The sequence below is a fragment of the Saccharopolyspora sp. 7B genome (genome assembly GCF_020177435.1).
Lineage (GTDB): Bacteria > Actinomycetota > Actinomycetes > Mycobacteriales > Pseudonocardiaceae > Saccharopolyspora_C > Saccharopolyspora_C gregorii.
In genome coordinates, this window is the sequence record NZ_JAIUKC010000028.1 from 44,155 (window position 1) to 67,585 (window position 23,431).

Below are 23,431 nucleotides of genomic sequence, written 5' to 3' on the forward strand. Positions count from 1 at the left end.
GAACTGTATAGTGGATGCGAGCATCTTTGTGGCCAAGTTATGTAGGGCACATGGTGGATGCCTTGGTACCAGGGGCCGATGAAGGACGTGGGAGGCTGCGAAATGCCTCGGGGAGCTGTCAACCGAGCTGTGATCCGAGGATGTCCGAATGGGGAAACCCGGCCCGAGTGATGTCGGGTCACCTGCACCTGAATGTATAGGGTGTTGGGAGGGAACGCGGGGAAGTGAAACATCTCAGTACCCGTAGGAAGAGAAAACACTGGTGATTCCGTGAGTAGTGGCGAGCGAAAGCGGAGGAGGCTAAACCGGGCGCGTGGGATACCTGGCAGGGGTTGCGTGTCTGGGGTTGTGGGGCTTGTCTGGAGGCGGCTGTCACCGTTTCAGCGTGGTTGTGTGTGTTAGTTGAACAGGTTGGGATGCCTGGCCGGAGTGGGTGAGAGTCCCGTAGGCGAAAGCACATGCGATACGTGTGGATTTGTTCCCGAGTAGCAGCGTTTCCGTGGAGGGCGCTGTGAATCTGGCGGGACCACTCGCTAAGCCTAAATACTTCCTGGTGACCGATAGTGGATAGTACCGTGAGGGAATGGTGAAAAGTACCCCGGGAGGGGAGTGAAATAGTTCCTGAAACCATGTGCCTGCAATCCGTCAGAGCATGATCTTTGGGTTGTGTGATGGCGTGCCTTTTGAAGAATGAGCCTGCGAGTTGCTGCTGCGTGGCGAGGTTAACCTGTTGTGGGGTAGCCGGAGCGAAAGCGAGTCTGAAGAGGGCGTGGAGTCGCGTGGTGCAGACCCGAAGCGGAGTGATCTACCCATGGCCAGGGTGAAGCGCGGGTAAGACCGTGTGGAGGCCCGAACCCACCAGGGTTGAAAACCTGGGGGATGAGTTGTGGGTAGGGGTGAAAGGCCAATCAAACTTCGTGATAGCTGGTTCTCCCCGAAATGCATTTAGGTGCAGCGTCGTGTGTTTCCTGGGTGGGGTAGAGCACTGGTTGGTTGATGGGCCTTATGGGTTACTGACGTCAGCTAAACTCCGAATACGCCTGGGTAGAGCGCGGCAGTGAGACGGTGGGGGAGAAGCTTCATCGTCGAGAGGGAAACAGCCCAGAACACCGGCTAAGGCCCCTAAGTGTGTGCTCAGTGGGAAAGGATGTGGGATTGCCCAGACAACCAGGAGGTTGGCTTAGAAGCAGCCATCCTTGAAAGAGTGCGTAATAGCTCACTGGTCAAGTGGTCCTGCGCCGACAATGTAGCGGGGCTGAAGTGCACCGCCGAAGCCGTGTCAATGAGTCCTTGTGGCTTGTTGGGTAGGGGAGCGTCCTGCATGCGGTGAAGCGTCCGGGTAACCGTGGCGTGGAGTGTGTGGGAGTGAGAATGCAGGCATGAGTAGCGAGAGCAGAGTGAGAATCTCTGCCGCCGATTGACTAAGGGTTCCTGGGGCAGGTTCGTCCGCCCAGGGTGAGTCGGGGCCTAAGGCGAGGCCGACAGGCGTAGTCGATGGAGAACGGGTTGATATTCCCGTACCCGTGTGCACGCGCCCATGGCGAAACGGTTGAGACTAACCATCCGCGAGCATGGTGGCTCTTCGGAGTTGTTGTGTGAGTGCATGGGACCTGATTCTGCGGTAGTCAAGTGATGGGGTGACGTAGTGGGGTAGCTGTGCCAGTGAGTGGTAGTACTGGTGTAAGCCTGTAGCCTGCCGTCTAGGTAAATCCGGGCGGTGTGAAGGGTGAGGGGTGATGCGTAGCCGTTGTGGTGAAGTCAGTGATCCCGTGCTACCGAGAAAAGCCTCTAGCGATGTGTGTGCATGGCCCGTACCCGAAACCGACACAGGTGGTCAGGTAGAGTATACCGAGGCGGTCGGGTGAACTGTGGTCAAGGAATTCGGCAAATTGCCCCCGTAACTTCGGGAGAAGGGGGGCCATTGCTGGTGAACACCCGTGCGGTGGGAGCTGGTGGTGGCCGCAGAGGCCAGGGAGAAGCGACTGTTTACTAAAAACACAGGTCCGTGCGAAGTCGTAAGACGAGGTATACGGACTGACGCCTGCCCGGTGCTGGAACGTTAAGAGGACCTGTTAGCATGCCTTTGGGTGTGTGAAGCGGAGAATTTAAGCGCCAGTAAACGGCGGTGGTAACTATAACCATCCTAAGGTAGCGAAATTCCTTGTCGGGTAAGTTCCGACCTGCACGAATGGCGTAACGACTTCTCCGCTGTCTCGACCACAGGCCCGGTGAAATTGCAGTACGAGTAAAGATGCTCGTTTCGCGCGGCAGGACGGAAAGACCCCGGGACCTTTACTATAGCTTGGTATTGGTGTTCGGTGCGGCTTGTGTAGGATAGGTGGGAGACTGTGAAGCGTTCACGCTAGTGGGTGTGGAGTCGTTGTTGAAATACCACTCTGGTCGTTCTGAGCATCTGAACCTCGGACCCTGATCGGGTTCAGGGACAGTGCCTGGTGGGTAGTTTAACTGGGGCGGTTGCCTCCTAAAGGGTAACGGAGGCGCCCAAAGGTTCCCTCAGCCTGGTTGGTCATCAGGTGTTGAGTGTAAGTGTATAAGGGAGCTTGACTGTGAGACTGACAGGTCGAGCAGGTGCGAAAGCAGGGACTAGTGATCCGGCACTGGCTGGTGGAAGCGGTGTCGCTCAACGGATAAAAGGTACCCCGGGGATAACAGGCTGATCTTGCCCAAGAGTCCATATCGACGGCATGGTTTGGCACCTCGATGTCGGCTCGTCGCATCCTGGGGCTGGAGTTGGTCCCAAGGGTTGGGCTGTTCGCCCATTAAAGCGGCACGCGAGCTGGGTTTAGAACGTCGTGAGACAGTTCGGTCCCTATCCGCCGCGCGCGTAGGAGATGTGAGGAAGGCTGTCCCTAGTACGAGAGGACCGGGACGGACGGACCTCTGGTGTGCCAGTTGTTCCGCCAGGAGCAGGGCTGGTTGGCTACGTTCGGGAGGGATAACCGCTGAAAGCATCTAAGCGGGAAGCCTGTTCCAAGATGACGTCTCCCACCCCTTTTGTGGGTTAAGGCCTCCTAGAGATGATGGGGTTGATAGGCTCGGCATGGAAGCACAGTAATGTGTGGAGTGGACGGGTACTAATAGGCCGAGGACTTGTTCACGAAGATTGCTACGCATCCACTATACGGTGTCTGAGGCAGCAACCGGTTGGTTGTTGAATTGGATAGAGGTTTCACATGGCGCCCCTTGGTGGGGTGTTGGTGTGGTTGGATTTGTCGGTGGTTTTAGCGGAGCGGGGAACGCCCGGTCCCATTCCGAACCCGGAAGCTAAGCCCTCCAGCGCCGATGGTACTGCACTCGATAGGGTGTGGGAGAGTAGGACACCGCCGACAATACTCATGAGGGGACACGCCCCGGAACTTGGTGCGGGGGCGTGTTCTGTTTTCCAGGACCGTCAAGGGGCTGGGGTGAAGACGATGATGGGGGCCTGGTCCCCAGGGAGTGGCTTGAAGGCCACTACTTGGGGACCGGCCCCCCTTTTTTTGTGTTCCTTGGCAGGACCTCGGCACCGGGTCCAGCGGGTGGGGCGTTGGGGTGCGGGTGGTGGGGCCTGGTCTTCGACGATGGCATGACGCCACCCTCTGGCTACCGGCCCCTTTGTCCCGCTTGCAGGCCGCAACGCCTCCCGTTCGCATCTTCGACGACGTCCCTCCCAGGCGAACGGCCGAACGTGCGCTGAACCTCGCCCCGCCGGCGAAGTCGCCCCCGCGCGCCAGCGGACATTCCCACGCACCGACGAAGCGGCCGGCTCGAACGACGCGCCTCCAGGCCGCATTCACTGCTAATAGCCGCACTTGAACAACGAGCAGGAAAAAGCCCCGGTGCCGTGCCGCAGCACCGGGGCTTCACCAGGACGAAGCGGAGAACCGCAGCTCAGCCCCCGCGCCGCCGCAGCAGCTCGAAGCAGAGCACCGCGGCCGCGCTGGCCACGTTCAACGATTCGACACCACCCCGCATCGGGATGGCGAGCCGCTGCGCGATGCGGGTACCGACCTCTTCGGAGAGCCCCGCCGTTTCGCTGCCGAGCACGAACGCGGCCCGAGAACCGAAGTCGGCTTCGAAGATGCTCTCCGCCCCGGTGGCCTCCAGCGCGTACAGCGGATAGCCGGCGTCGGTGAGCATCTCGGCGGCATCCCCGGCGGTGGTGCAGCGCAGCACCGGCGCGTGGAAGGCGACGCCGGCGGAGGCCTTGATGACGAGCGGGTCCAGCCCGGCGACACCGCGGTGCGGAACGATGATGCCGTCGATGCCCGCGGCCGTGGCGGTCCGCAGGATCATGCCGACGTTCGCGGGCGTGGTGAGCCCGTCCAGCAGCAGGACCTGCCGCGGGGCGGTGGCCGGGTCGTCGAGGGCGTCGACCAGCGGGCGCATCTTCCGCGCCACCACGTCGGCGAGCACGCCCTGGTCGTGCCGCCCGTTGCCGGCGAGGACCTTCACCCGGTGCGCGCTGGCGCGCTGCACCTTCACCGCGCGGTCGGCGGCGGCTTCCTTGATCTCGTTGATCGCGGGGCCGCCGATGCCCTCGGCGATGATCACCTTGTCGACGCGCAGGTCCAGGTCGGACAGCGCCTCCAGGACCGGTTTCCGGCCGTAGACGGTGACGAACCGATCTTTGGGTGAGGTAGTGCTGGTCACGCGGTCCAGTGTCACACGAGGCGACGCGACCGCTCTGAGCAGGCCGATGGTGTGCCAGTATCGCGGGCATGCCCGATCGCCTCTCCGCACTCGACGCCTCGTTCCTGTACCTGGAGGACCACACGACGCCGATGCACGTGGGTGGGGTGGCGGTGTTCCGCAGGCCGCGCAGCGGGTTCGAGTACGACCACGTGCTCTCGATGATCGATCGCAGGCTGGCGATGGTGCCGCGGTACCGGCAGAAGGTGCGGCAGTTGCCGGGGAAGCTGGCGCGCCCGGTGTGGGTGGACGACCAGGACTTCGACATCACCTACCACGTGCGCCGGTCCGCGTTGCCGAAACCGGGCAAGGACGAGCAGCTGCACGAGCTGGTGGCCCGGTTGATGTCCCGCAAGCTGGACCCGGAGCGCCCGTTGTGGGAGTTGTACCTGGTGGAGGGCTTGTCCCGAAGCCGGGTCGCGGTGATCACCAAGACGCACCAGGCGATGGTGGACGGGATCGGCGCGCTCGACATCGGGCAGGTGATCTTCGATCGGTCGACGTCCCCGGAGCGGCAGGAGGTCGAGGACCTGTGGATGCCGCGGCCGGAGCCGAGCCCCGCGCAGCTGGTGCTGGAGGCGGTGACGGAGGCGGTGCAGCGTCCGGGCGAGGTGGTGGAGAACGCCCGCTCGGCGGTCGGGGACGTGGCGGCGACGGTGCGGAAGGTGACCGGGGCGCTCGGCGGTCTCGCCTCGGCGGTGCGGGCCGCGGCGGTGCCCACCCCGGGCGGGCCGCTGAACGGGCCGACGTCGACGCAACGCCGCTTCGCGGTGGCCAGGGCGAAGCTGGACGACTTCCGCGCGGTCCGGCAGTCGCACGGTGGCACGGTGAACGACGTGGTGCTGGCGGTGGTGGCGGGGGCGCTGCGGAACTGGCTGCTGTCCCGGGGCGAGGTCGTGTCGGGTTCGACGACGCTGCGCGCGATGGTGCCGGTGTCGGTGCGCGGTGCGGATTCCGGTGGCGCCGACGAGGTTTCCAAGGCGGACGGCAACCGGGTGGCGGCCTACCTGGTGGACTTGCCGGTGGGGGAGCCGAGCCCGGTGCTGCGGCTGCACCACATCAGCCACGCGTTGCGGGCGCACGCCGAATCGGGCCGCTCGGTGGCGGCGGAGGCCTTGGTGGGCGTGTCCGGTTTCGCCCCGCCGACGCTGCACGCGTTGGGGGCGCGGGTGGCCAACGGCTTCTCGGACCGGTTGTTCAACGTGCTGGTGACGAACGTGCCGGGCCCGCAGGTACCGCTGTACGCGGCGGGCGCGAAGATGACGGAGATGTTCCCGGTGGTGCCGCTGGCGAAGAACCAGTCGCTGGCGATCGGGGTGACCTCCTACGACGGAGGGGTGTACTTCGGCCTGAACGGGGACCGGGACGCCATGTCCGATGTGGACGTGCTCGCGGCCATGATCGGGGAGTCAGTGGAAGAGATGATCGGGACGGTCGACGGATGAGGGTTTACCTGCCCGCCACGGTGCGCATGACGCGCGGCCTGGTGGAGGACCAGCAGATCCAGCCGCTCAGCGGCACCGGTTTCGCGTTGACGCCCGCGCTGCGGGAGTCGTACGCGGCGGGGGACACCGAGGAGCTGGAGTACGCCGCGATGCGCGAGGCCGCGCGGGCCTCGTTGCGGCTGATCGCGAGCGAGCTCGCGGAGGACGAGAAGGCGGACCTGCGCCGGGTGGTGATCTCCGCCGACGTCGAGGACGTGGCGCTGCGCCCGGACCTGGACCACGCGGTGGTGCGGCTGTCCGGGCCGGTGCCGTGGAAGAAGGTCGCGGCCGTGCACGTGGACTCGCCGGACGCGGAGGACGCGGTGCGCGCCGCCGCCGGCGTGATCGACTCGGCGGACCTGGGGGACCCGGACGCGGAGTTCGTGCTGGGCGAGGCCGAGGACCACGAGCTGTCCTGGTACGCGCCGCAGGAGGTTCCGTTCCTGCTGGAACTGATGTGACCCGGGCGGCCGGGGCGCGCGTGGCGCCCCGCCCGGTCGCGGTTCACGGGCCTTGCGGCAGACCCGGCATCTCGAACTCCCGGATCTGGGAGGCGTCCGGCTTCGCGACGCTGACCGGCTTCCCCCAGTCGGAGTAGGTGAGGGTGGTGGTCGATTCGCCGACCTGCTGGCCCGCGATGTTCATCGGGGGAGTGACCTGCTCGACCTTGAGCGGGCGGCCTTCCTCGTCGGCCCACACGGTCTGCTTGAGCTCGGTGACACCGGCCTTCAGCATCATCTCGTAGCTCTGCTTGAGGATGCCCTCGGCGGAGCCGACGACGTCGTTGATGTTGGTGACGACCTCGTACTTGGTGGCCTGCGTCCCGTCGACGGTGTCGGAGCCCGCCGCGGTGAACTGGGAGCCTTCCGGCAGCAGCTTGCGGAAGTCGGCGGCCTCGGACAGCGCGGTGGACTGCGCGCCGCCGACGGCGGCCGCGGGGCTGTTCTGGGCGATGTGCACCCACGGCTTGCCCGGGTCCCCGCCCATCGAGTTCAGCTGCGGGTTGTTCATGTACGTCTCGCCGTCGATGACGATGATCTCACCGGTGGTGCCGGTGCAGCTCATCGCGGACTTGGCGGCGTCGACGTCGCAGTCGCTCTGGAGTCCACCGGCGCTGCCGAGCGTGGCGTTCAGCTTCAGCTTGTACGACTTGCTGTCGTCCATGACCTGGGAGGCGCCGGAGACCAGCGAGGCGAGGTCGCTGTAAGCCCCGCCCTGCTGGGCCCCGGAGTCGCTGGAACCGGTCTCCCCGGCACCACCCGGGTTCTGACCGAGGGCACATCCCCCCAAGGTCGCGGTCAACGCGACGGTGCACACTGCGATGCTCGTGCGGCGCACGGAACTTCCTTCCCCTGATCAATATCGGCGAGAGGAAGCTAGCAGCGCGGTTCGACCGTTGTGGGCTGTTCGCGGAAGTTCGTCAACGCGGCGGTTGCGCTCCGGGCAGCGGGCCGTCCGGGAAGGCCCCGACCTGGTCGGCGGGTGGCGGCGCGATGTCGACGGGCGCGCCCCAGTCGCGGTAGGTGGAGGTCAGCGATACCTGCCCGGCTTGCGCGACCTGCTCGGTGGCGGCGAACCGCGCGGGGAGGCCGCGGTCGTCGAGCCACAGCTCGTAGCCGATCTCGGTGCGCCCCGCGTCGGCGGCCTTGCGCAGCCGGGTCCGCTGCTGCTCGTCGGGCGCGGATGCGGCGCCCTGCGCGGTGAGCACCCGGATGCTGTACCGGGTGGTGGGGGTGCCGTCGACCTGTTCCGGCGCGCTCGACTGGATCCTGGTGGCGCCGGCGACCCCGGCGAACGTGGCGCGCGGATCGGCGGCGTCCTGCACCTGGCGGAGGGCGGGGGAGAGCAGCTTCGCGGCGAAGTCGGTGCCGTCGGCGGCGAGCCGCAGCCACGGCTTGCCCGGTTCCGGCTGCAGCAGCGGCGACTTCAGATAGCCGACGCCGTCGACCACGGCGAGTTCCACCGGTTGCGGTGGCTGGGCGGCGGCCGGCTTGGTGGTGCCGTGCAGGGCCACGTCGGCGCGGTCGGCGGTGTAGCGCACCGCGCCATCGCCGGCGAGTTCGCCGACGAAGCCGAGGTCGCCGCGCACGCTGCTGCGCACGCTGCCCTCCTCGTCGATGCGGTGCAGCACGTCGGCGAGCAGCGGTTCGGCGGACGGGCGCGGGTCGGGTCGCGCGGCGGCGGGCTTGGAGGGCTGCGGTGCGGGCGCGGGGGCGCAGCTCACCGCGGCGAGGGCGCCGAGCAGAACGGCGGTCAGCGGGGTGGCGTGGCGGACTCGGGGCATGGTCGAGCTCCTCGTCGGGGGACGACGTCCGCGTCCGACGCTAGCAACGCCGTGCGGCGAGCACAGGTGCCGTTCGAGTCGTCGAGGTTTCCGCGGCGTTGCGGCTTTCCCCGGGATTCCCGTTCGGCCGCAAGGATTTCCGCCGTGCGGACGCGGCCCGTCCGGGAAGACCGCTTCCACCCGGCCGGGTGCCGGTCAGGCTTCGTCGCGTCCCGCGCGGGACCGCAGCAGCCGCCGCAGCGAGCTGAGCTGCTCGGTGCGGCCCGCACCCGCTTCGGCGGCGTAGGTGTCGAGGTGGCATTCCGGGTCCGCACCGCCGCCGAGGTGCCCGCAGTTCGACGGGCATTCCTCGGCGGCCTCGGCGAACCCGGTGAAGGCGCTGATCAGGTCGCCGGCAGTGACGTGCGCCAGGCCGAACGAGCGGATGCCCGGGGTGTCGACGACCCAGCCGCCCGCGGGCAGCGGGAGCGCTACCGCCGAGGTCGAGGTGTGCCTGCCCTTGCCGACGCCGCTGACCTCGCCGGTGGCGCGTTCGGCGTGCGGCACCAGCGTGTTCACCAGCGTCGACTTGCCGACGCCGGAGTGCCCGACCAGGGCGCACACCCGGCCGTCGAGCTGCTCGGACAGGTCCTCGTGCAGCTCGTGCATGTTGGTGACGACGATCGGCAGCGGCAGCGCCGAATAGGTCGCCAGCACCTCGTCCGGGGTGGCCAGGTCGGACTTGGTGAGGCACAGCACCGGGGTCAGCCCGCCCGCGTAGGCGGCGACGAGGCAGCGGTCGATCAGCCCGGTGCGCGGCGGCGGGTCGGCGAGCGAGGCGACGATGATGAGCCGCTGCGCGTTCGCGACCACGATCCGCTCGTACGGGTCGGTGTCGTCGGCGGTGCGGCGCAGCACGCTGCTGCGGTCGGCGACCCGCACGATCCGGGCGAGCGTGTCGGCGCGACCGGACGTGTCGCCGACGAGGTCCACCTGGTCGCCGACGACGACCGGGGTGCGGCCCAGTTCGCGGGCGCGCATCGAGGTGACCAGGCGGTCCGGGTCCCCGTCGAGCGCGCAGGTCCACCGGCCCCGGTCCACGGCCACGACCATGGCCGTGGCGGCGTCGGCGTGCTCCGGGCGCCGCTTGCTGCGCGGTCGGGTGCCGCGCCCGGGACGCACCCGCACATCGGATTCGTCCAGGTCTCGCCAGCCGCGGCGGCCCATCAGGCCACCGGCTCCAGCATCGCCGTCCACATCCCGGGGAAGTCGGGGATGGTCTTGCGGGTGGTCGCGACGTCCTCCACTGCGACGCCGGGGACCCGCAGGCCGAGGATGGCGCCCGCGGTGGCCATCCGGTGGTCGGCGTAGGTGTGCCAGGTGCCGCCGCGCAGCGGCCGGGGCCGGATCAGCAGTCCGTCGGCGGTCTGCTCGACGTCCCCGCCGAGGCCGGTGATCTCCCGTTCCAGCGCGGCGAGCCGGTCGGTCTCGTGCCCGCGCAGGTGCGCGATGCCGTGCAGCCGCGAGGGCCCCTCGGCGAGCGCGGCGAGCGCGGCGACGGTCGGGGCGAGCTCGCCGACCTCGTGCAGGTCGACGTCGACCGGCAGCAGCCGTTCCGGGCCGGTGGCGGTGAGCCCGCCGGCGTGCAGCGCGACCTCGGCGCCCATCGCGGTGAGGATGTCCCGGAACGCGTCGCCCGCCTGCGTCGTGGCCGACGGCCAGCCCGGCACGGTGACCTCCCCGGCGGTGGCGGCCGCGGCCGCCAGGAACGGGGTCGCATTGGACAGGTCCGGTTCGACGTCGAGGTCCAGCGCCCGGATCGGCCCGGGGGAGACCTGCCAGGTGTTCGGCCGCTGGTCGTCCCCCCCCACGCCCGCCTCCCGCAGCATCGCGACGGTCATGTCGATGTGCGGCAGCGACGGCACCGGCGGCCCGTCGTGCACCACGGTCACGCCCTGCTCGAACCGCGGGGCGGACAGCAGCAGCCCGGAGACGAACTGGGAGGACGCGGAGGCGTCGATGGTGACCTGCCCGCCGGGCAGCGACCCGGTGCCGCGCAGTTCGAACGGCAGCGAGTCGCCGGTGATGTCGGCGCCGAGCTCGCGCAGCGCGTCGAGCACCGTGTCCAGCGGCCGCTTCCGCGCGTGCGGGTCGCCGTCGAAGGACACCGGTCCTTCGGCGAGCGCGGCCAGCGGCGGCAGGAAGCGCATCACGGTCCCGGCGAGGCCGCAGTCGACGCTCGCGGGCGCGCGCAGCTCGCCCGGTTCGACCAGCCAGGCGCCGTCGGCGCCGTCCCGCACCGCGGTGCCGAGGGAGCGCAGCGCCGCCGCCATCAGCTCGGTGTCCCTGCTGCGCAGCGGCTCGCGCAGCGTGGACGGCCCGTCGGCGAGCGCGGCGAGCACCAATGCGCGGTTGGTGATCGACTTGGAGCCGGGGACGGGGACCGTCGCGCGGACCGGGCCTGCGGCGACCGGGGCGGGCCAGAGCTGCGTCATGCCCCCATGATCCCGCATTCGTCCCTGCTCAACCGGCCGGGGCCGGGCCGGAGGAGTTCGACGTCGTCGGTGGGTGCTGCGACGATGGGCTCGGGGGCGGCGCGATTCCGCCCCTGGCGGCGACGGCGGAGGTGACCAGGAGATGTGCGGCAGGTACGCCTCCACGAAGGATCCGGCGGCGCTGGCCGCGGAGTTCGCCGCCGACGACCGGACCGGCGGTGGTGCCGGGGGAGCCGACTACAACGTGGCCCCCACCAAGCAGGTGCCCGCCGTGGTGGCGCGGCACCGCGACGGCGGACCGGCGCGCAGGTTGCGGACGATGCGCTGGGGCCTGGTGCCGAAGTGGGCGAAGGACCCGAAGATCGGCAACCGCATGATCAACGCGAAGGCGGAGACGGTCGTGTCGAAGCCCGCGTTCCGCGCCGCGGCGAAGTACCGCCGGTGCCTGCTGCCCGCCGACGGCTGGTACGAGTGGAAGCGCGACGGCGACCGCAAGCAGCCCTACTTCATGACCTCGCCGGACGGGGCGAGCCTGGCGCTGGCCGGGCTGTGGGAGACCTGGCACGACCCGGCCGCGGCGGAGGACGCACCGCCGCTGGTGACCTGTTCGGTGCTGACCACCGCGGCCGTCGGGGCGCTCGCCGAGGTGCACGACCGGATGCCGCTGGTGTTGCCCGCGGACCGGTGGGAGGACTGGCTCGACCCCGAGCGCCACGACGCGTCCGGCCTGCTCGAACCCTCGCCGGACCTGGTGGCCGCGCTGGAGCTGCGGCCGGTGTCCTCGGCGGTGAACGACGTGCGGCACAACGGCGCCGAGCTCATCGCCCCGCAGGACGACCCGGACCCGGCGGTAGCGTTGGATCATGCTCGGGACGCGGGGTGAGTGCTGATGTGCGGTCGCTACGCGGTGCGGCGCGACCCGGCGGCGCTGGCCGCCGAGTTCGACGCGGTGGACCGCTCGGAGGGGCTGCTCGGCCCGGACTACAACGTGACGCCGACCAAGACGGTGCCGATCGTGGTGCGCCGCGGCACCGAGCGCAGCGTGCGGCCGGTGCGCTGGGGGCTCGTGCCGACCTGGGCGAAGGACGCCACCAGCGGACCGCCGATGATCAACGCGCGGGCTGAGACGATCACCACCAAGCCCGCGTACGCCGAGTCCGCGGCCCGCCGCCGCTGCCTGATGCCCGCGACCGGCTGGTACGAGTGGCGGCCCGGCGACAAGCGCAGGCAGCCGTACCTGTGCGCGCACCGCGGCGGGGCCAGCCTCGCGATGGCCGCCGTGTTCTCCGCGTGGTGGTCGCCGGAGAACACCTCCGCACCCTTGGTGACCTGCGCCGTCGTCACCACCGACGCGGTCGGCGAGCTCGCGGGCGTGCACCACCGGATGCCGCTGGTGCTGCCCGCGGACAAGTGGGCCGACTGGCTCGACCCGGAGCGCGACGATCCGCGCCCGCTGCTCGACCCGGATCCGCGGTTGCTCGCGGAGCTGGACCTGACCACGGTGTCCACCGAGGTGAACAACATGCGCAACAACCACCCGGGCCTGCTGGACCCGGCGGAGCCGGTGCCCGCACCCGCCGAGCAGGGGGCGCTGTTCGAATGACCCGCGTGCAGATCGACACCCCGCACGGCCCGGCCGCGGCCGAGCTGCACTGCGCCGAGGAGGGCCGGGCGGCGCTGCTGCTCGGGCACGGTGCGGGCGGCGGCATCGCGGCGCCCGACCTGGTGGCCGCGACTCGCGCCGCCACCGGCGCCGGCGTGCACGTGGCGCTGGTCGAACAGCCCTACCGCGTCGCGGGCCGGAAGGCACCCGCGCCCGCCAAGCAGCTCGACGCCGCGTGGCTGGCCGTCGCCGAAGACCTCGGCGAGCGCTGGTTCGCGGACCTGCCGCTGCTGTTCGGCGGTCGTTCCTCCGGGGCGCGGGTGGCGTGCCGCACCGCCGAGGCGGGTACCGCGTCCGCGGTGCTGTGCCTGGCGTTCCCGCTGCACCCGCCGGGCAAGCCGGAGAAGTCGCGGCTCGGCGAGCTCGACGCCGTCGACCCCCCGGTGCTGGTGGTGCAGGGGGAACGGGACGCGTTCGGCAGGCCCGAACCGGCGCACCGGCGCGAAGTGGTGCTCGTCGCCGGGGACCACTCGTTGAAGGCCGACGTCGACGCCGTGTTCCGCGGGGTCGAGGAGTGGCTCACCCGGGTCCTGCGGCCGCTCGACTGATCAGGCCCCGGCGATGTCGGCGACCTGCGCGTCCAGCAACCGGACCAGGTCGGCGGCGGCGAGCTCGATCTCCAGGCCGCGGCGGCCCGCGCTGCAGAAGATCGTGTCGAACGCCTCGGCCGAGGAGTCGACGACCACCGGCAGCCGCTTCTTCTGCCCCAGCGGCGAGATGCCGCCCGCCACGTAACCGGTGGCGCGCTCGGCGGCTGCCATGTCGGCGAGCTTCGCCTTCTTGCCGCCGCGCGCCGCGGCCAGCGCCTTGAGGTCGAGCTGCCCGGTCACCGGCACCACCCCCACCACCAGCGCCCCGTCGACCTCGGCGACCAGCGTCTTGAACACCCGCTCCGGCGGTTGTCCCAGCGCATCGGCCGCTTCCTCGCCGAAGGACTCCGCCCGCGGGTCGTGCTCGTACGCGTGCACCCGGTGCGCGACCCGCTGCCGGTCCAGCAGCGCGGTCGCCGGTGTTCCCCTGCCTGCCATGCCCTGACCCTAGGAGCAGGAATACCCACCGGCCGCACCGCGTTGGACCGGCCGTGACGGAGTTGACGAACACGTGCTTACTCGAACGGCAGCGGGACCTGCCCGAGCGCTCTGATGCAGGTGAGCGGGGCATCGGGCGGGTATCCTCGAAGTGGGTCCATGCGCAGGACGGCATGGGTTCGTCGCCAGCAGCCACCTCTTCCTGGCGGCGGGAAAGGATCCCGGTGGTCAACACCCCGGAGCAACCCGGCACGGCGGGGACCGCCGGCGGCGATGCCGCGGCGGCCGAGCCGGAGCAGGTCGAGGAGACCGACCAGCAGCGCGTGGCCCGCTTCGAGCGGGACGCGATGCCGCTGCTCGACCAGCTCTACGGCGCGGCGCTGCGGATGACGCGCAACGCGCCGGACGCCGAGGACCTCGTGCAGGAGACGTACTTGAAGGCCTACTCGGCGTTCAAGTCGTTCAAGCAGGGCACGAACCTGAAGGCGTGGCTGTACCGCATCCTCACCAACACCTACATCAACGGCTACCGCAAGCGGCAGCGGCAGCCGCAGCAGCAGCCGACCGACGAGATCGCCGACTGGCAGCTCGCCCAGGCCGAGAACCACACCTCCACCGGGCTGCGCTCGGCCGAGGTGGAGGCGCTGGACCGGCTGCCGGACTCCGACGTGAAGAACGCGCTGCAGCAGTTGGCGGAGGAGTTCCGCATGGTCGTCTACTTGGCCGATGTGGAAGGCTTCGCCTACAAGGAGATCGCCGAGATCATGGGGACGCCCATCGGCACGGTGATGTCGCGGCTGCACCGCGGCCGCAGGCAGCTGCGCGACATGCTCACCGACGTGGCGCGCGACCGTGGTTTCCTCAGGGAGAAAAAGCAGGAGGTGAGCACCTCGTGACGTGCGAACATGACGAGGCGTCCTGCGAGGACGTGCTCGCCGAGGTGTGGCTGTTCCTGGACAACGAGTGCAACCAGGACCGGCGCGAGGCGCTGCAGGAGCATCTCGACGAGTGCGGGAGCTGCCTGGAGCACTACGGCTTGGAGGAGCACCTCAAGGAGCTGCTGCACCGCAAGTGCGGCGGCGAGCACGCCCCTTCGGACCTGCGGGAACGGTTGCGCAGCTCGATCCGCGAGACGGTGCTTCGGCAGGCGGACGTGACGGTCGAGCGCGGGCCGGACGGCACCTCGGTCGAGGTGCGGGCCAAGAAGCGGACCTCTTCGGCCGACTAGTACCGGCCGCGCCGCGAGACGAAGAAGAGCCCCGGACCACATCGGTCCGGGGCTCTCGCGTGCGTGCGGCGCGCGGAGCGCACCGTCACGTCAGCTGCCGTTGGGGCGCTTGCCGTGGTTGGCCTTGTTCTTGCGCCGGTCCTTCTTCTTGCGGGAACGCTTTCCCATGACCCCTCCCTCGCGTCGTCCCGCGCTCCGGCCGGGCAGGCCGTGGGCGGGGATTGGTTCCTTGCGGAGTTCTGGCTGTCCAGTCTCGCACGTGCGCCACCCGGGCCCGTTGGGTGGCCCGGCACGTGGTTTCCTTGACGAAACCCGCGTCCGGGCCGTCGCGGAGCGAACTCGTGGAGCGAAGGGTTCGCGCGGAGCCGGTGGTCTCGACCGCCGGGGCGGTGCCGTGCGGGAGGGCGACCTCGACGCCGGTCGCCGAGTCCGGACCGAAGGAGCGCCTTGTCGACGCTGAGTGACCTGCTGGCCGAGCACACCGGGTTGTCCGGGGCCGCCGCCGACCACCTCCAGCTGGTCGTCGCGGAGTGGCAGCTGTTGTCGGACCTGTCGTTCGCCGATTTCCTGCTGTGGGTCCCGGTCGGCCCGGAAGACGCCACCGAGGACCGGTTCCTGTGCGTGGCGCAGGCCCGGCCGACGACCGCGCCGACCGCGCACCCCGAGGACGTGGTCTCCACCGAGGTCACCCCGGAGGAGCACCCGCAGCTGCGGCGCGCTGCGCTGGAGGGGCGGATCTGCCGGGAGGAGGACCCGCGCTGGCACCTGGGCGTGCCGGTGCGCCGCGAGACGATCCCGGTGAAGTTGGACCAGGAGATCGTCGCGGTGCTGAGCCGGGACACGAACCTGGCGGTGCCGCGGGTGCCGAGCCCGCTGGAGATCTCCTACCTGGGCAGCGCCGCCGACCTGTGCCAGATGATCGCCGACGGCACGTTCCCCACCCCGGAGCCTGCGCCGGACGTGCACACCAGTCCGCGCGTCGGCGACGGTCTGGTCCGGGTGGACGCGTCCGGCACCGTCGTGTTCGCCAGTCCGAACGCGCTGTCGGCCTACCACCGGATGGGGCACGCCGCGGATCTCGTCGGGGTGCAGCTGGCGCCGCTGACCAGGTCGTTGCTGTCCGACCCGTTCGACGCCGACGAGGTGGCCCAGCGGGTGCGCCGTGCGGTGTCCGGCGAGCCGAGCATGCGCATGGAGGCGGAGGCGAAGGGCGCGACGGTGCTGTTCCGCGCGTTGCCGCTGCAGCCCCGCGGTCAGGTCGCGGGTGCGTTGGTGCTGGTCCGGGACGTGACGGAGGTCAAGCGGCGGGACCGGGCGCTGATGTCGAAGGACGCCACGATCCGCGAGATCCACCACCGTGTGAAGAACAACCTGCAGACGGTGGCGGCGCTGCTGCGGCTGCAGTCGCGGCGCACCGGCAACTCGGAGGCGAGGCTGGCGCTGGACGAGTCGGTCCGGCGGGTCACCTCGATCGCGCTGGTGCACGAGACGCTGTCGATGTCGGTGGACGAACGCGTCGACCTGGACGACGTCGTGGACCGGGTGATTCCGATGATGAGCGACGTCGCGGTGGCCGAGACCGGGGTGAAGGTGAGCCGGGAGGGCCGGTTCGGCGTCGTGTCGGCCGAGTTGGCGACTCCGCTGGTGATGGTGCTCACCGAACTGGTGCAGAACGCCTTCGAGCACGCGTTCCCGGAAGGCACCGGCGGGGAGGTCGTGGTGCAGGCGGAGCGTTCGGCGCGCTGGCTCGACGTCGTCATCTCGGATGACGGTCAGGGCCTGCCGAAGGGATTCTCCCTGGAGCGCGCCGAACGTCTCGGCCTGCAGATCGTGCGAACCCTCGTCGAGTCTGAGCTGCGGGGTTCGTTGAGCTTGCGCGGTCGGGGCCGGCAGCGGGGTACGGAAGCCGTGTTGCGCGTTCCGTTGAAGTACCGCCGCTGAGCGCCTGACGCCGCAAGCGCGTCGATGGGGGTCGGTGAGCCCGATTGCGGGGTGGCTCACCTGGGGTCGGTCCGCTCGGTCAGTTCGCCTTGGGGGTGGCCGCTGACCGGCATCGACGCTGATCGACCCCGGTTCTCATCGGGGATGTGCTGTTCTTTCGCGACCGCCGTGTCGGGTCGCCCGGGGGGTTTGCGCGGGGGGGGGCCGGGGGGCCCCCCCCCCCCCCCCCCCGACCGCGCGCGGGTAGGGGATCTTCTCGCCGTGGAAGGCGTCGTCGTCCTCGGCGACGAGCAACGCGCCGTCGGCGCAGCCGAACACGACGCCGCGCCGGGTCAGCGCGGTGCCCTCCGGTTCGGGGCAGGGCGGTTCCACGGTGGCGGTCGGCTTCCCGGACCGGTCGAGCACCCGCACGGTGCCGTCGGCGCCGGCGGCGATCAGGTGGGCCTCGTAGGGCACGGCGGCGGTTCCGGGCGCGACGGGGACCTCGCCGGTGGGGCGGGCGGTGCCGGCGTCGAGCGCCGTCCGGTCCAGCAGCACCGCCGCGCCGTCCCGGGTGGACACCGCGGAGACCTTCGGATCGCCGTGCGCCGCGACGGCCGCTCCGGCGAGGTCGCCGGCGTCGCGGATCTCGGCCCGGTAGTAGTGCACGTGGTCGCCGTGGTCGACCATCCAGGACCCGCTGTCGACGACGTGCGTGCCGCGGTCGCCGCTGAGGTAGGCGTGCCGCCCGTCGGTGCTGATCGCCCGGATCCCGGGCACCGGCGCGAGTTCCACGACCTCCTCGGTGAGCAGGTCGAGCACGCGCACCCCGCCGGTGGTGGCGTCGGCGACGACGAGCCGCGACTGCGCTTCGGCGGATTCCTCGGCGCCCGCCACGTATCCGTGCGGCGCGGGCGGTGGTGGTTCGGCCGGTGCCCCGCAGGCGGTGGTCGCCAGCGCGAGCGCCGCGACGAGGACGGTCGGTGTCGGTTTCACAGGGCGGGCTCCGTTCGGTGCGGTCGATCCCGCACCCGGTCGCGCAGTTCGGCGCCGAGCGCGGACAGGAAGAAGAGGGCGACGGCGGTGGCCGCGATGGTCGCGCCGGCGGCGGTGCCCCAGTGCCAGGACGCCAGCAGCCCGAGCGCGGTGGAGAGCATCCCGAGCGCGGCGGCCACCGCCATCACCACCGGAATCCGCTTCGCCCACAGCACGGCCGCCGCGGGCGGCGCGATGAGCAGCCCGAACACCAGCAGCGTGCCGACGACGCGGAAGGAGGCGACGATCGCCAGCGTCACCAGGCCCAGCAGCAGCGCGTGCGCGAGGCCGGGGCGCAGGCCGAGGGTGCGGGCCTTGCGCGGGTCGAAGGCGAGCGCGACGAAGGCGCGGTGCCCGGCCAGCGAGATCAGCGCGGCCAGCGCGAGCGCGATGCCGAGCTGCCCGAGTTCGGGCGGGGTCACGGCGAGCACGTCGCCGAACAGGAATCCGGTGAGGTCCACGGCGAACGACTGCGAGTGCGACACGATGATGACCCCGGCGGCGAGCATGCCCACGAACAGCAGCCCGATCCCGGTGTCCGCGGACAGCCGCCGCGACCGCCCCAGCACCGTCACGCCGAAGGCCATCACCCCGGCGCTCAGCGCGGCGCCGAGCAGCAGGTCACCGCCGAGCAGCGCCGCGAGCGCCACCCCCGGCAGCATCCCGTGCGACATGGCGTCCCCCAGGAAGGCCATGCCGCGCAGCACGACCCAGGTGCCGGCGAGCGCGCAGATCAGCGAGACCAGCACCCCGGCCCACAGCGCGCGCTGCACGAAGGACACCTCAAAAGGGATGAACAACCAATCCATGACGGATCACCCTATATTGAAAACGATTGTCGTTGTAGACTGTCTCCCGTGAGAGCGATCACCGACGAAGACCACCCCGCGGCGGTGCTGCACGAGGTGTCCGCGGGATACCGCCGGAACCCGGTGCTGCACCGGGTCACCGCCGCGTTCCCCATCGGCGCCCGCACGGCGGTGGTCGGCCCCAACGGTTCCGGGAAGTCCACGCTGCTCGGCGTGCTCGCCGGCGTGCTGCCGGTGACCTCGGGTTCGGTGCGGCGCCGGGGGGAGGTGGCGCTGGTGGTGCAGCGCAGCGCGGTGTCGGACGCGCTGCCGATGACGGTGCGCGCCACCGTGGAGATGGGGCGGTGGGCGCGGACCGGGCCGTGGCGGCGGTTGTCGCGGCAGGACCGCCGCATCGTCGCCGACTGCCTGGAACGGCTGGACGTGGGCGAGCTGGCGGACCGCCCGCTCGGCGCGCTCTCCGGCGGTCAGCGGCAGCGGGTGCTGGTCGCGCAGGGCCTCGCGCAGCAGGCCGAACTGCTGCTGCTCGACGAACCGGCGGCGGGGCTCGACGTCACCGCGCAGCGGCGGATCACCGAGGTGCTGGACGAGGAGAAGTCCCGCGGCACCACCGTCGTCCACGTGACCCACGACCTCGCCGAGGCGCGGGACGCCGACCACGCGCTGCTGCTCCGCGACGGGCGCCTGCACGCCGCGGGCCCGCCCGGCCGGGTCCTCGCGCCGGATTCCCTTCGTGAGCTGTGGGAGAACTCGCTGGTGTGACGGCAAACCCGCCGATCGTCCACTGCGGACTGATCAGGCGGCGTCGTCGGTGCCGCCAGGCCGGAAGGTGCCGCGGTAAGTGCTGGGGGAGATGCCCAGCCGGGCCCGCAGGTGCTGGCGCAGCGAGGCGGCGGTGCCGAACCCGGCGTCGGCGGCGATCTGGTCGACCGGCAGTTCGGTCTCCTCCAGCAGCTGCCGGGCGCGTTCGACGCGCTGCCCGGTCAGCCACTGCACCGGGGACAGCCCGGTCTCGTCGCGGAACCGGCGGGTGAAGGTGCGCACGCTCATCGATTCGAGCTCGGCGAGTTCGCGCAGCGGCAGCGCGCGGTGCAGGTTCTCCAGCGCGAGCGCGCGGGCGCGCGCGGTGGACGAGCTGCGCGGGTCGGGCACGGCGCGGCGGATGAACTGGGCCTGCCCGCCGTCGCGGTGCGCGGGCACCACCGCCAGCCGCGCGACGTCGTTGGCGACCGCCGTGCCGTGGGCCTCCCGGATCAGGTGCAGGCACAGGTCGATCCCGGAGGTCTCGCCCGCGGAGGTCAGCACCGGCCCTTCGTCCACGTACAGCACCGCCGGGTCCAGTTCGACCCGCGGGAACGCGCGGCGGAACCGGTCGGCCGCGTTCCAGTGCGTGGTGGCCCGCCGCCCGTCGAGCAGTCCGGCCGCGGCGAGCACGAACGCCCCGCTGCAGATCGACGCGATCCGCGGGCGCGCCGGAACCCGGGCGAGCGCGTCCCGCACGTCGTCGGGGAGCGCGAAATCCGCCACGTAGTCCGCATCGGAGGCGGGCACGAACACGAGGTCGGCGTCCGCGAGGACCTCCGGCCCGTGCGGGACGGTGATCTCGAAGTCCCCGGTGGTGCGCACCTGCCCGGGAACCGGCGCGCAGGTCAGCACCTCGTAGTGGGGTTCACCGCCGGGGCCGGTCGCCAGCGCGAACAGCTGGTGCACGATCCCCAGCTCCATCGGTTGCAACCCCGGCCGCACCAGCACCACGACCTTCGTCCGCGTCATGGCCCGATTCTTCCACATGTTGTCCATCCGGCCACTGGTCGCGGGGGTGGGCCGAACCGACGATGGAAGTCGCACGATCCCCTCGGAGAGGAGTCGCCATGTCGTCGGTCGCCGTCTGGGCCGTCCTGCTCGTCGAATTCGCGGTGGTCTTCGGACTCGCGATCGCCCTGGTCCGCTGGAGCCGGGGGAGGAGCGCCGGCCGGAGCGGGGAAGCGGAGCGCGGGGCGAGCGCCGCCCGCGCGGAGTGCCGGTGAACCCGGGGGGGGGGGGGGGGGGGGGGGGCCCGGGCCGGGGGGGGGGGGCCCGGGCGGGGGGGGCGGGGCCCCCCCCGCGGGGGGGGGGGGCCCCCGGGGGCCCGGGGGGGGGGGCCCGCGCCCGGCCGGGTGGGGCTCAGGCCTCCGGGTCGAACTGGATGTCGTCGGGCTTGGCCTTCGCGAGGTTGCCCGCGAAGGCGTCGTCCTTGATGCCGAGGCTGGCGCTGCCGAAGTCGGCGGAGGTCAGCGCGTCGCGGATGCCCTCCGGGTAGTTCTCCCAGCTCACCAGGTCCGGGTACTGCCAGGTGCCGTAGTGGTTCTCCGGCTCCTCGTCCTTGCCCGCGAGGCGGAAGCAGTGCGTGCTCGGCCCGTCCTTGTGGTAGATGATCTTCGCGTGGGTGTCCTCGAAGCCCACCTCCTCGGCCGGGTAGGTGGAGAAGTCGCCGTGCGCGGAGGTGGAGACGTACTTCGCCTGGTCGTCGTTCACCCAGATCACCACGTGCTCGATGTCGTGGCGGTGCCCGAACGCGTCGTGCACCCCGCCGAGCGCCTGGTCCTTCTCGAAGTAGAGGTCGTACATGTACGCGCACCAGTCGCCGTCGCACTTCGAGCGCGAGTAGGAATTGGTGTTGTCCAAGTCCGACTGGTCGTGGCAATTCCCGTTCAGCGCACCGGACGGTTCCAATCCGGGAGCGAGGGTGCCGTCCGGCCCGATGGCCGGAGTGGGATAGCAGCCGTCACCGTCGTAATCGAAAGCGGGCTGCCACTTCGCGTCCGCCTCGGCCGCGCTGCCGGGCAGCGCCTGCGGCGGATCGGCCAGCGCCACCGCAGGTGGCAGGCCCACGAACAGCACCGCGGTGCCGACCAGGGCGCGGAACGCGAACGAGGACTTCCCGAGCCGCCGGGTGCCGCGCCTTCTGCCGGTTTCCAGTGTCCCCATCGCAGCACAACCTTCCGATCGCCGTGTGACCGGCATGATCATAAGGTTCCGGGTGGACGATTCCCAGAGGATGATCCGGTGCTTTCGAACAGGTTCACGGCCGGTTCACCCGGGGCGTTGGCGAGAACACGACAACCGTTCTCCGGAATGGTGTGGGACCCGTAGCATCCGCCGAATTCCTTTTCCGGTGAGGCCGGGCGGGACCGGTCGGCGCCCGTTCCCTGGGACCACCGGACCCACCCTGCGCGGCCCCGGAGCGGGCAGAATCGCAGCTATGAACGGTTCCCACTCCCGCGAGCTGGCCGACTTCCTGCGCACCCGGCGCGCCCGGCTGCGCCCGCAGGACGTCGGCCTGGAACCGGGGCCGCGGCGCAAGGTGGCCGGGCTGCGGCGCGAGGAGCTGGCGCTGCTGGCCGGGGTCAGCACCGATTACTACCAGCGGATGGAACAGGGCCGGGACGTGCGTCCCTCCGAGGAGGTGCTGGACGCGCTGGCCCGCGCGCTGGAACTGGACGAGGACGAGACCCGGCACCTGCACGCGTTGGCCCGCGCCGCCCGCCGCCCGGAACCGGTGCGCCGGCGCACCCCGGAGCGGGTGCCCGCGAGCACGCGGCGGCTGCTGCACACCATCGGCGGCCCCGCGCTGGTGCTGGGCAGGCACCTGGACGTGCTGGCCTGGAACGCGCTCGCCGGTTCGCTGTTCGGCGGCCTCGACCAGCAGCCGCCGCACGAGCGCAACGTGCTGCGCGCGCTGTTCCACCACCCGGACGCCCGCGAGGTGTGCCCGGACTGGGCGTCGAGCGCGTTGGAGTACATCGGGATGCTGCGCGCCTCCGTGGCCGCCGACCCGGACCACCCGCGGGCGAAGGAGCTGGTCGGCGAGCTCAGCGTGCGCAGCGAGGAGTTCCGCCGGTTCTGGGCGCGCCACGACGTGCGGGAACGCACCCGCGGGCGCAAGCACTTCGCGCACCCGCTGGTCGGTGAGCTCGACCTCGACTGGGACGCCTACCCGTTGCCGGGCGGGCCGGGGCCGGTGCTGATCGCCTACACGGCCGAGCCGGGCAGCCGATCCGCGGAGCGGTTGGAGCTGCTGCGCGGCCTGCTCGCCGACCCGGCCCGGGAGCCCGCGGTCAGCCCCGAGCCGCGGCCAGGAACTCGTCGATGACGGCGAAGGTCGCGGCCGGTGCCTGGACCTGCGGCAGGTGCCCGGCGCCGGTGATGACCGCGAATCGGGCGTCCGGGAAGGCGGCCGCGTACTCCCGGCCGTAGCCGGTGCCGATCACCTGGTCGTCCTCGCCCCACACCACCAGCGCGCGGGACCGCACCTGCGCGAGGTCGCCCAGCAGCGCGGGGTCCGCCATCGCGGTGCCGCCGTAGGCGCGGATCGCCTCGATGGCGGCGGGCGGCGGGCCGGGCCGCCCGGGCGGCGGGGCGGGCAGCGAGATCTCGTGGCCGGTGATCTCGGGACCGATGGCGTCCAGCAGCACCAGGTCGCCGAGCAGCCCACCGCGGTCGCGCACCGCCATCGCGGCGGCCACCCAGCCGCCGAAGGAGCTGCCCAGCACCAGCACGTCCCGCAGCCCGCGCTCGTCGAGCAGTCCCAGGTAGGCCTGCGCCAGGTCGGCGACCGAGCCGAGCCGGTCCGGTCGGGTGGTGCCCTCCCAGCCCGGGTGCACGGGGACCAGGACGCGGTGGCCGGGCGCGAAGTGCTCGACGATCGGGGCGACGGTGGCCGGTCCGCCGCCGCCGTGCAGCACCAGCACGGGGCGGCCGGAGCCGCCCGCCTCGTCGACGGTCAGCTCGACGTCGGGTCCGATGTGGAGGGTGGTTCGAGCGGTCATGGTGTC

General features: G+C 70.9%; 23 protein-coding genes and 2 rRNA genes. 13 read left to right on the forward strand and 12 right to left on the reverse strand.

All coding sequences use genetic code 11. The features are described 5' to 3' along the window. Window positions 1–30: 30 nt before the first annotated feature. Window positions 31–3,119, forward strand: a 23S ribosomal RNA gene (locus LCD33_RS05725). 113 nt (window positions 3,120–3,232) lie between these two features. Beyond that, window positions 3,233–3,350 (forward strand): 5S ribosomal RNA (gene rrf / locus LCD33_RS05730). Window positions 3,351–3,891: 541 nt separating this feature from the next. Here rrf and LCD33_RS05735 read toward each other — a convergent pair. Continuing rightward, entirely contained in the window at window positions 3,892–4,653 is a 762-nt protein-coding gene (locus LCD33_RS05735) for an RNA methyltransferase (RefSeq protein ID WP_224960508.1), read from the reverse strand. Between the two features lie 68 nt (window positions 4,654–4,721). Here LCD33_RS05735 and LCD33_RS05740 point away from each other — a divergent pair, with 68 nt between their 5' ends. Together LCD33_RS05740 and LCD33_RS05745 are read left to right on the forward strand one after the other, a co-directional pair. After that, window positions 4,722–6,137, forward strand: a complete 1,416-nt coding sequence (locus LCD33_RS05740; RefSeq protein WP_224968155.1) for a wax ester/triacylglycerol synthase family O-acyltransferase — start codon at window positions 4,722–4,724, stop codon at window positions 6,135–6,137. Beyond that, complete coding sequence (locus LCD33_RS05745; RefSeq protein WP_224960506.1) at window positions 6,134–6,637, forward strand: hypothetical protein; 504 nt, start codon at window positions 6,134–6,136, stop codon at window positions 6,635–6,637. Before LCD33_RS05740 ends, LCD33_RS05745 begins: the two co-directional genes overlap by 4 nt. Window positions 6,638–6,680: 43 nt before the next feature. Here LCD33_RS05745 and LCD33_RS05750 read toward each other — a convergent pair whose 3' ends face one another. The 4 genes from LCD33_RS05750 to aroA all read right to left on the reverse strand — a co-directional run bounded on the left by LCD33_RS05750 (window position 6,681) and on the right by aroA (window position 10,934). After that, complete coding sequence (locus LCD33_RS05750; protein ID WP_224960504.1) at window positions 6,681–7,514, reverse strand: hypothetical protein; 834 nt, start codon at window positions 7,512–7,514, stop codon at window positions 6,681–6,683. A gap of 82 nt (window positions 7,515–7,596) precedes the next feature. Then, a complete protein-coding gene (locus tag LCD33_RS05755) occupies window positions 7,597–8,460 on the reverse strand; it encodes a hypothetical protein (RefSeq protein WP_224977589.1) in 864 nt (287 codons plus the stop codon). A gap of 195 nt (window positions 8,461–8,655) precedes the next feature. Then, the gene (gene rsgA, locus LCD33_RS05760) at window positions 8,656–9,666 is read right to left on the reverse strand and encodes a ribosome small subunit-dependent GTPase A (protein ID WP_224960502.1); all 1,011 of its coding nucleotides are present in this window, start codon (window positions 9,664–9,666) and stop codon (window positions 8,656–8,658) included. Beyond that, window positions 9,666–10,934 carry a 3-phosphoshikimate 1-carboxyvinyltransferase gene (gene aroA, locus LCD33_RS05765; protein WP_224977590.1) on the reverse strand — a complete coding sequence of 423 codons (1,269 nt, stop codon included), beginning with the start codon at window positions 10,932–10,934 and terminating at the stop codon, window positions 9,666–9,668. The genes rsgA and aroA overlap by 1 nt, the downstream gene beginning before the upstream one ends. A 142-nt stretch (window positions 10,935–11,076) precedes the next feature. Here aroA and LCD33_RS05770 point away from each other — a divergent pair, with 142 nt between their 5' ends. Genes LCD33_RS05770 through LCD33_RS05780 form a run of 3 tightly spaced genes read left to right on the forward strand, consistent with a single transcriptional unit; the run spans window position 11,077 to window position 13,145 of the window. Then, window positions 11,077–11,817 (forward strand): SOS response-associated peptidase, encoded by a 741-nt coding sequence (locus tag LCD33_RS05770; protein WP_224960498.1) that lies wholly within the window; start codon window positions 11,077–11,079, stop codon window positions 11,815–11,817. Between the two features lie 6 nt (window positions 11,818–11,823). Beyond that, entirely contained in the window at window positions 11,824–12,537 is a 714-nt protein-coding gene (locus LCD33_RS05775) for an SOS response-associated peptidase (protein ID WP_224960496.1), read from the forward strand. Beyond that, window positions 12,534–13,145 carry an alpha/beta family hydrolase gene (locus LCD33_RS05780; protein WP_224968161.1) on the forward strand — a complete coding sequence of 204 codons (612 nt, stop codon included), beginning with the start codon at window positions 12,534–12,536 and terminating at the stop codon, window positions 13,143–13,145. The genes LCD33_RS05775 and LCD33_RS05780 overlap by 4 nt, the downstream gene beginning before the upstream one ends. Here LCD33_RS05780 and ybaK read toward each other — a convergent pair whose 3' ends face one another. Next, window positions 13,146–13,625, reverse strand: a complete 480-nt coding sequence (gene ybaK, locus LCD33_RS05785) for a Cys-tRNA(Pro) deacylase (RefSeq protein WP_224960492.1) — start codon at window positions 13,623–13,625, stop codon at window positions 13,146–13,148. It abuts the gene before it with no gap. Window positions 13,626–13,843: 218 nt separating this feature from the next. On the opposite strand from ybaK, the gene LCD33_RS05790 reads away from it, so the two are divergent. Next, a complete protein-coding gene (locus LCD33_RS05790) occupies window positions 13,844–14,521 on the forward strand; it encodes a sigma-70 family RNA polymerase sigma factor (protein WP_308011229.1) in 678 nt (225 codons plus the stop codon). Beyond that, window positions 14,518–14,853, forward strand: coding sequence for a mycothiol system anti-sigma-R factor (gene rsrA, locus LCD33_RS05795; RefSeq protein ID WP_224960488.1), 336 nt, complete (start codon window positions 14,518–14,520; stop codon window positions 14,851–14,853). The genes LCD33_RS05790 and rsrA overlap by 4 nt, the downstream gene beginning before the upstream one ends. A 90-nt stretch (window positions 14,854–14,943) precedes the next feature. On the opposite strand, the gene LCD33_RS29575 is transcribed toward rsrA, so the two are convergent. After that, a complete protein-coding gene (locus LCD33_RS29575; protein ID WP_373690061.1) occupies window positions 14,944–15,021 on the reverse strand; it encodes a 50S ribosomal protein bL37 in 78 nt (25 codons plus the stop codon). A 279-nt stretch (window positions 15,022–15,300) separates the two neighbouring features. Between LCD33_RS29575 and LCD33_RS05800 the strand changes: the two genes are divergently transcribed. Then, entirely contained in the window at window positions 15,301–16,794 is a 1,494-nt protein-coding gene (locus LCD33_RS05800) for a PAS domain-containing sensor histidine kinase (protein ID WP_224960486.1), read from the forward strand. Between the two features lie 135 nt (window positions 16,795–16,929). On the opposite strand, the gene LCD33_RS05805 is transcribed toward LCD33_RS05800, so the two are convergent. After that, complete coding sequence (locus LCD33_RS05805) at window positions 16,930–17,769, reverse strand: hypothetical protein (protein ID WP_224977591.1); 840 nt, start codon at window positions 17,767–17,769, stop codon at window positions 16,930–16,932. Further along, window positions 17,766–18,617, reverse strand: a complete 852-nt coding sequence (gene aztB, locus LCD33_RS05810; protein ID WP_224962606.1) for a zinc ABC transporter permease AztB — start codon at window positions 18,615–18,617, stop codon at window positions 17,766–17,768. Before aztB ends, LCD33_RS05805 begins: the two co-directional genes overlap by 4 nt. Before the next feature lie 48 nt (window positions 18,618–18,665). Between aztB and aztA the strand changes: the two genes are divergently transcribed. After that, complete coding sequence (gene aztA / locus LCD33_RS05815) at window positions 18,666–19,379, forward strand: zinc ABC transporter ATP-binding protein AztA (RefSeq protein WP_224977592.1); 714 nt, start codon at window positions 18,666–18,668, stop codon at window positions 19,377–19,379. A gap of 33 nt (window positions 19,380–19,412) precedes the next feature. Here the strand turns inward: aztA and LCD33_RS05820 are convergent, their stop codons facing one another. Next, on the reverse strand, window positions 19,413–20,390 hold the full coding sequence (locus LCD33_RS05820) for a GlxA family transcriptional regulator (protein ID WP_374201686.1): 978 nt from the start codon (window positions 20,388–20,390) through the stop codon (window positions 19,413–19,415). Between the two features lie 98 nt (window positions 20,391–20,488). Between LCD33_RS05820 and LCD33_RS05825 the strand changes: the two genes are divergently transcribed. Next, window positions 20,489–20,644: a hypothetical protein gene (locus tag LCD33_RS05825; RefSeq protein ID WP_224962612.1), complete on the forward strand. Its 156-nt coding sequence runs from the start codon at window positions 20,489–20,491 to the stop codon at window positions 20,642–20,644. 136 nt (window positions 20,645–20,780) lie between these two features. Here the strand turns inward: LCD33_RS05825 and LCD33_RS05830 are convergent, their stop codons facing one another. After that, a complete protein-coding gene (locus tag LCD33_RS05830; RefSeq protein WP_224962614.1) occupies window positions 20,781–21,584 on the reverse strand; it encodes an NPP1 family protein in 804 nt (267 codons plus the stop codon). Between the two features lie 274 nt (window positions 21,585–21,858). On the opposite strand from LCD33_RS05830, the gene LCD33_RS05835 reads away from it, so the two are divergent. Continuing rightward, entirely contained in the window at window positions 21,859–22,749 is an 891-nt protein-coding gene (locus tag LCD33_RS05835) for a helix-turn-helix transcriptional regulator (RefSeq protein ID WP_224962616.1), read from the forward strand. Here LCD33_RS05835 and LCD33_RS05840 read toward each other — a convergent pair. Beyond that, a complete protein-coding gene (locus LCD33_RS05840; protein ID WP_224977593.1) occupies window positions 22,715–23,425 on the reverse strand; it encodes an alpha/beta fold hydrolase in 711 nt (236 codons plus the stop codon). The two genes, LCD33_RS05835 and LCD33_RS05840, sit on opposite strands and share 35 nt — an antisense overlap. Between the last annotated feature and the right edge of the window lie 6 nt (window positions 23,426–23,431).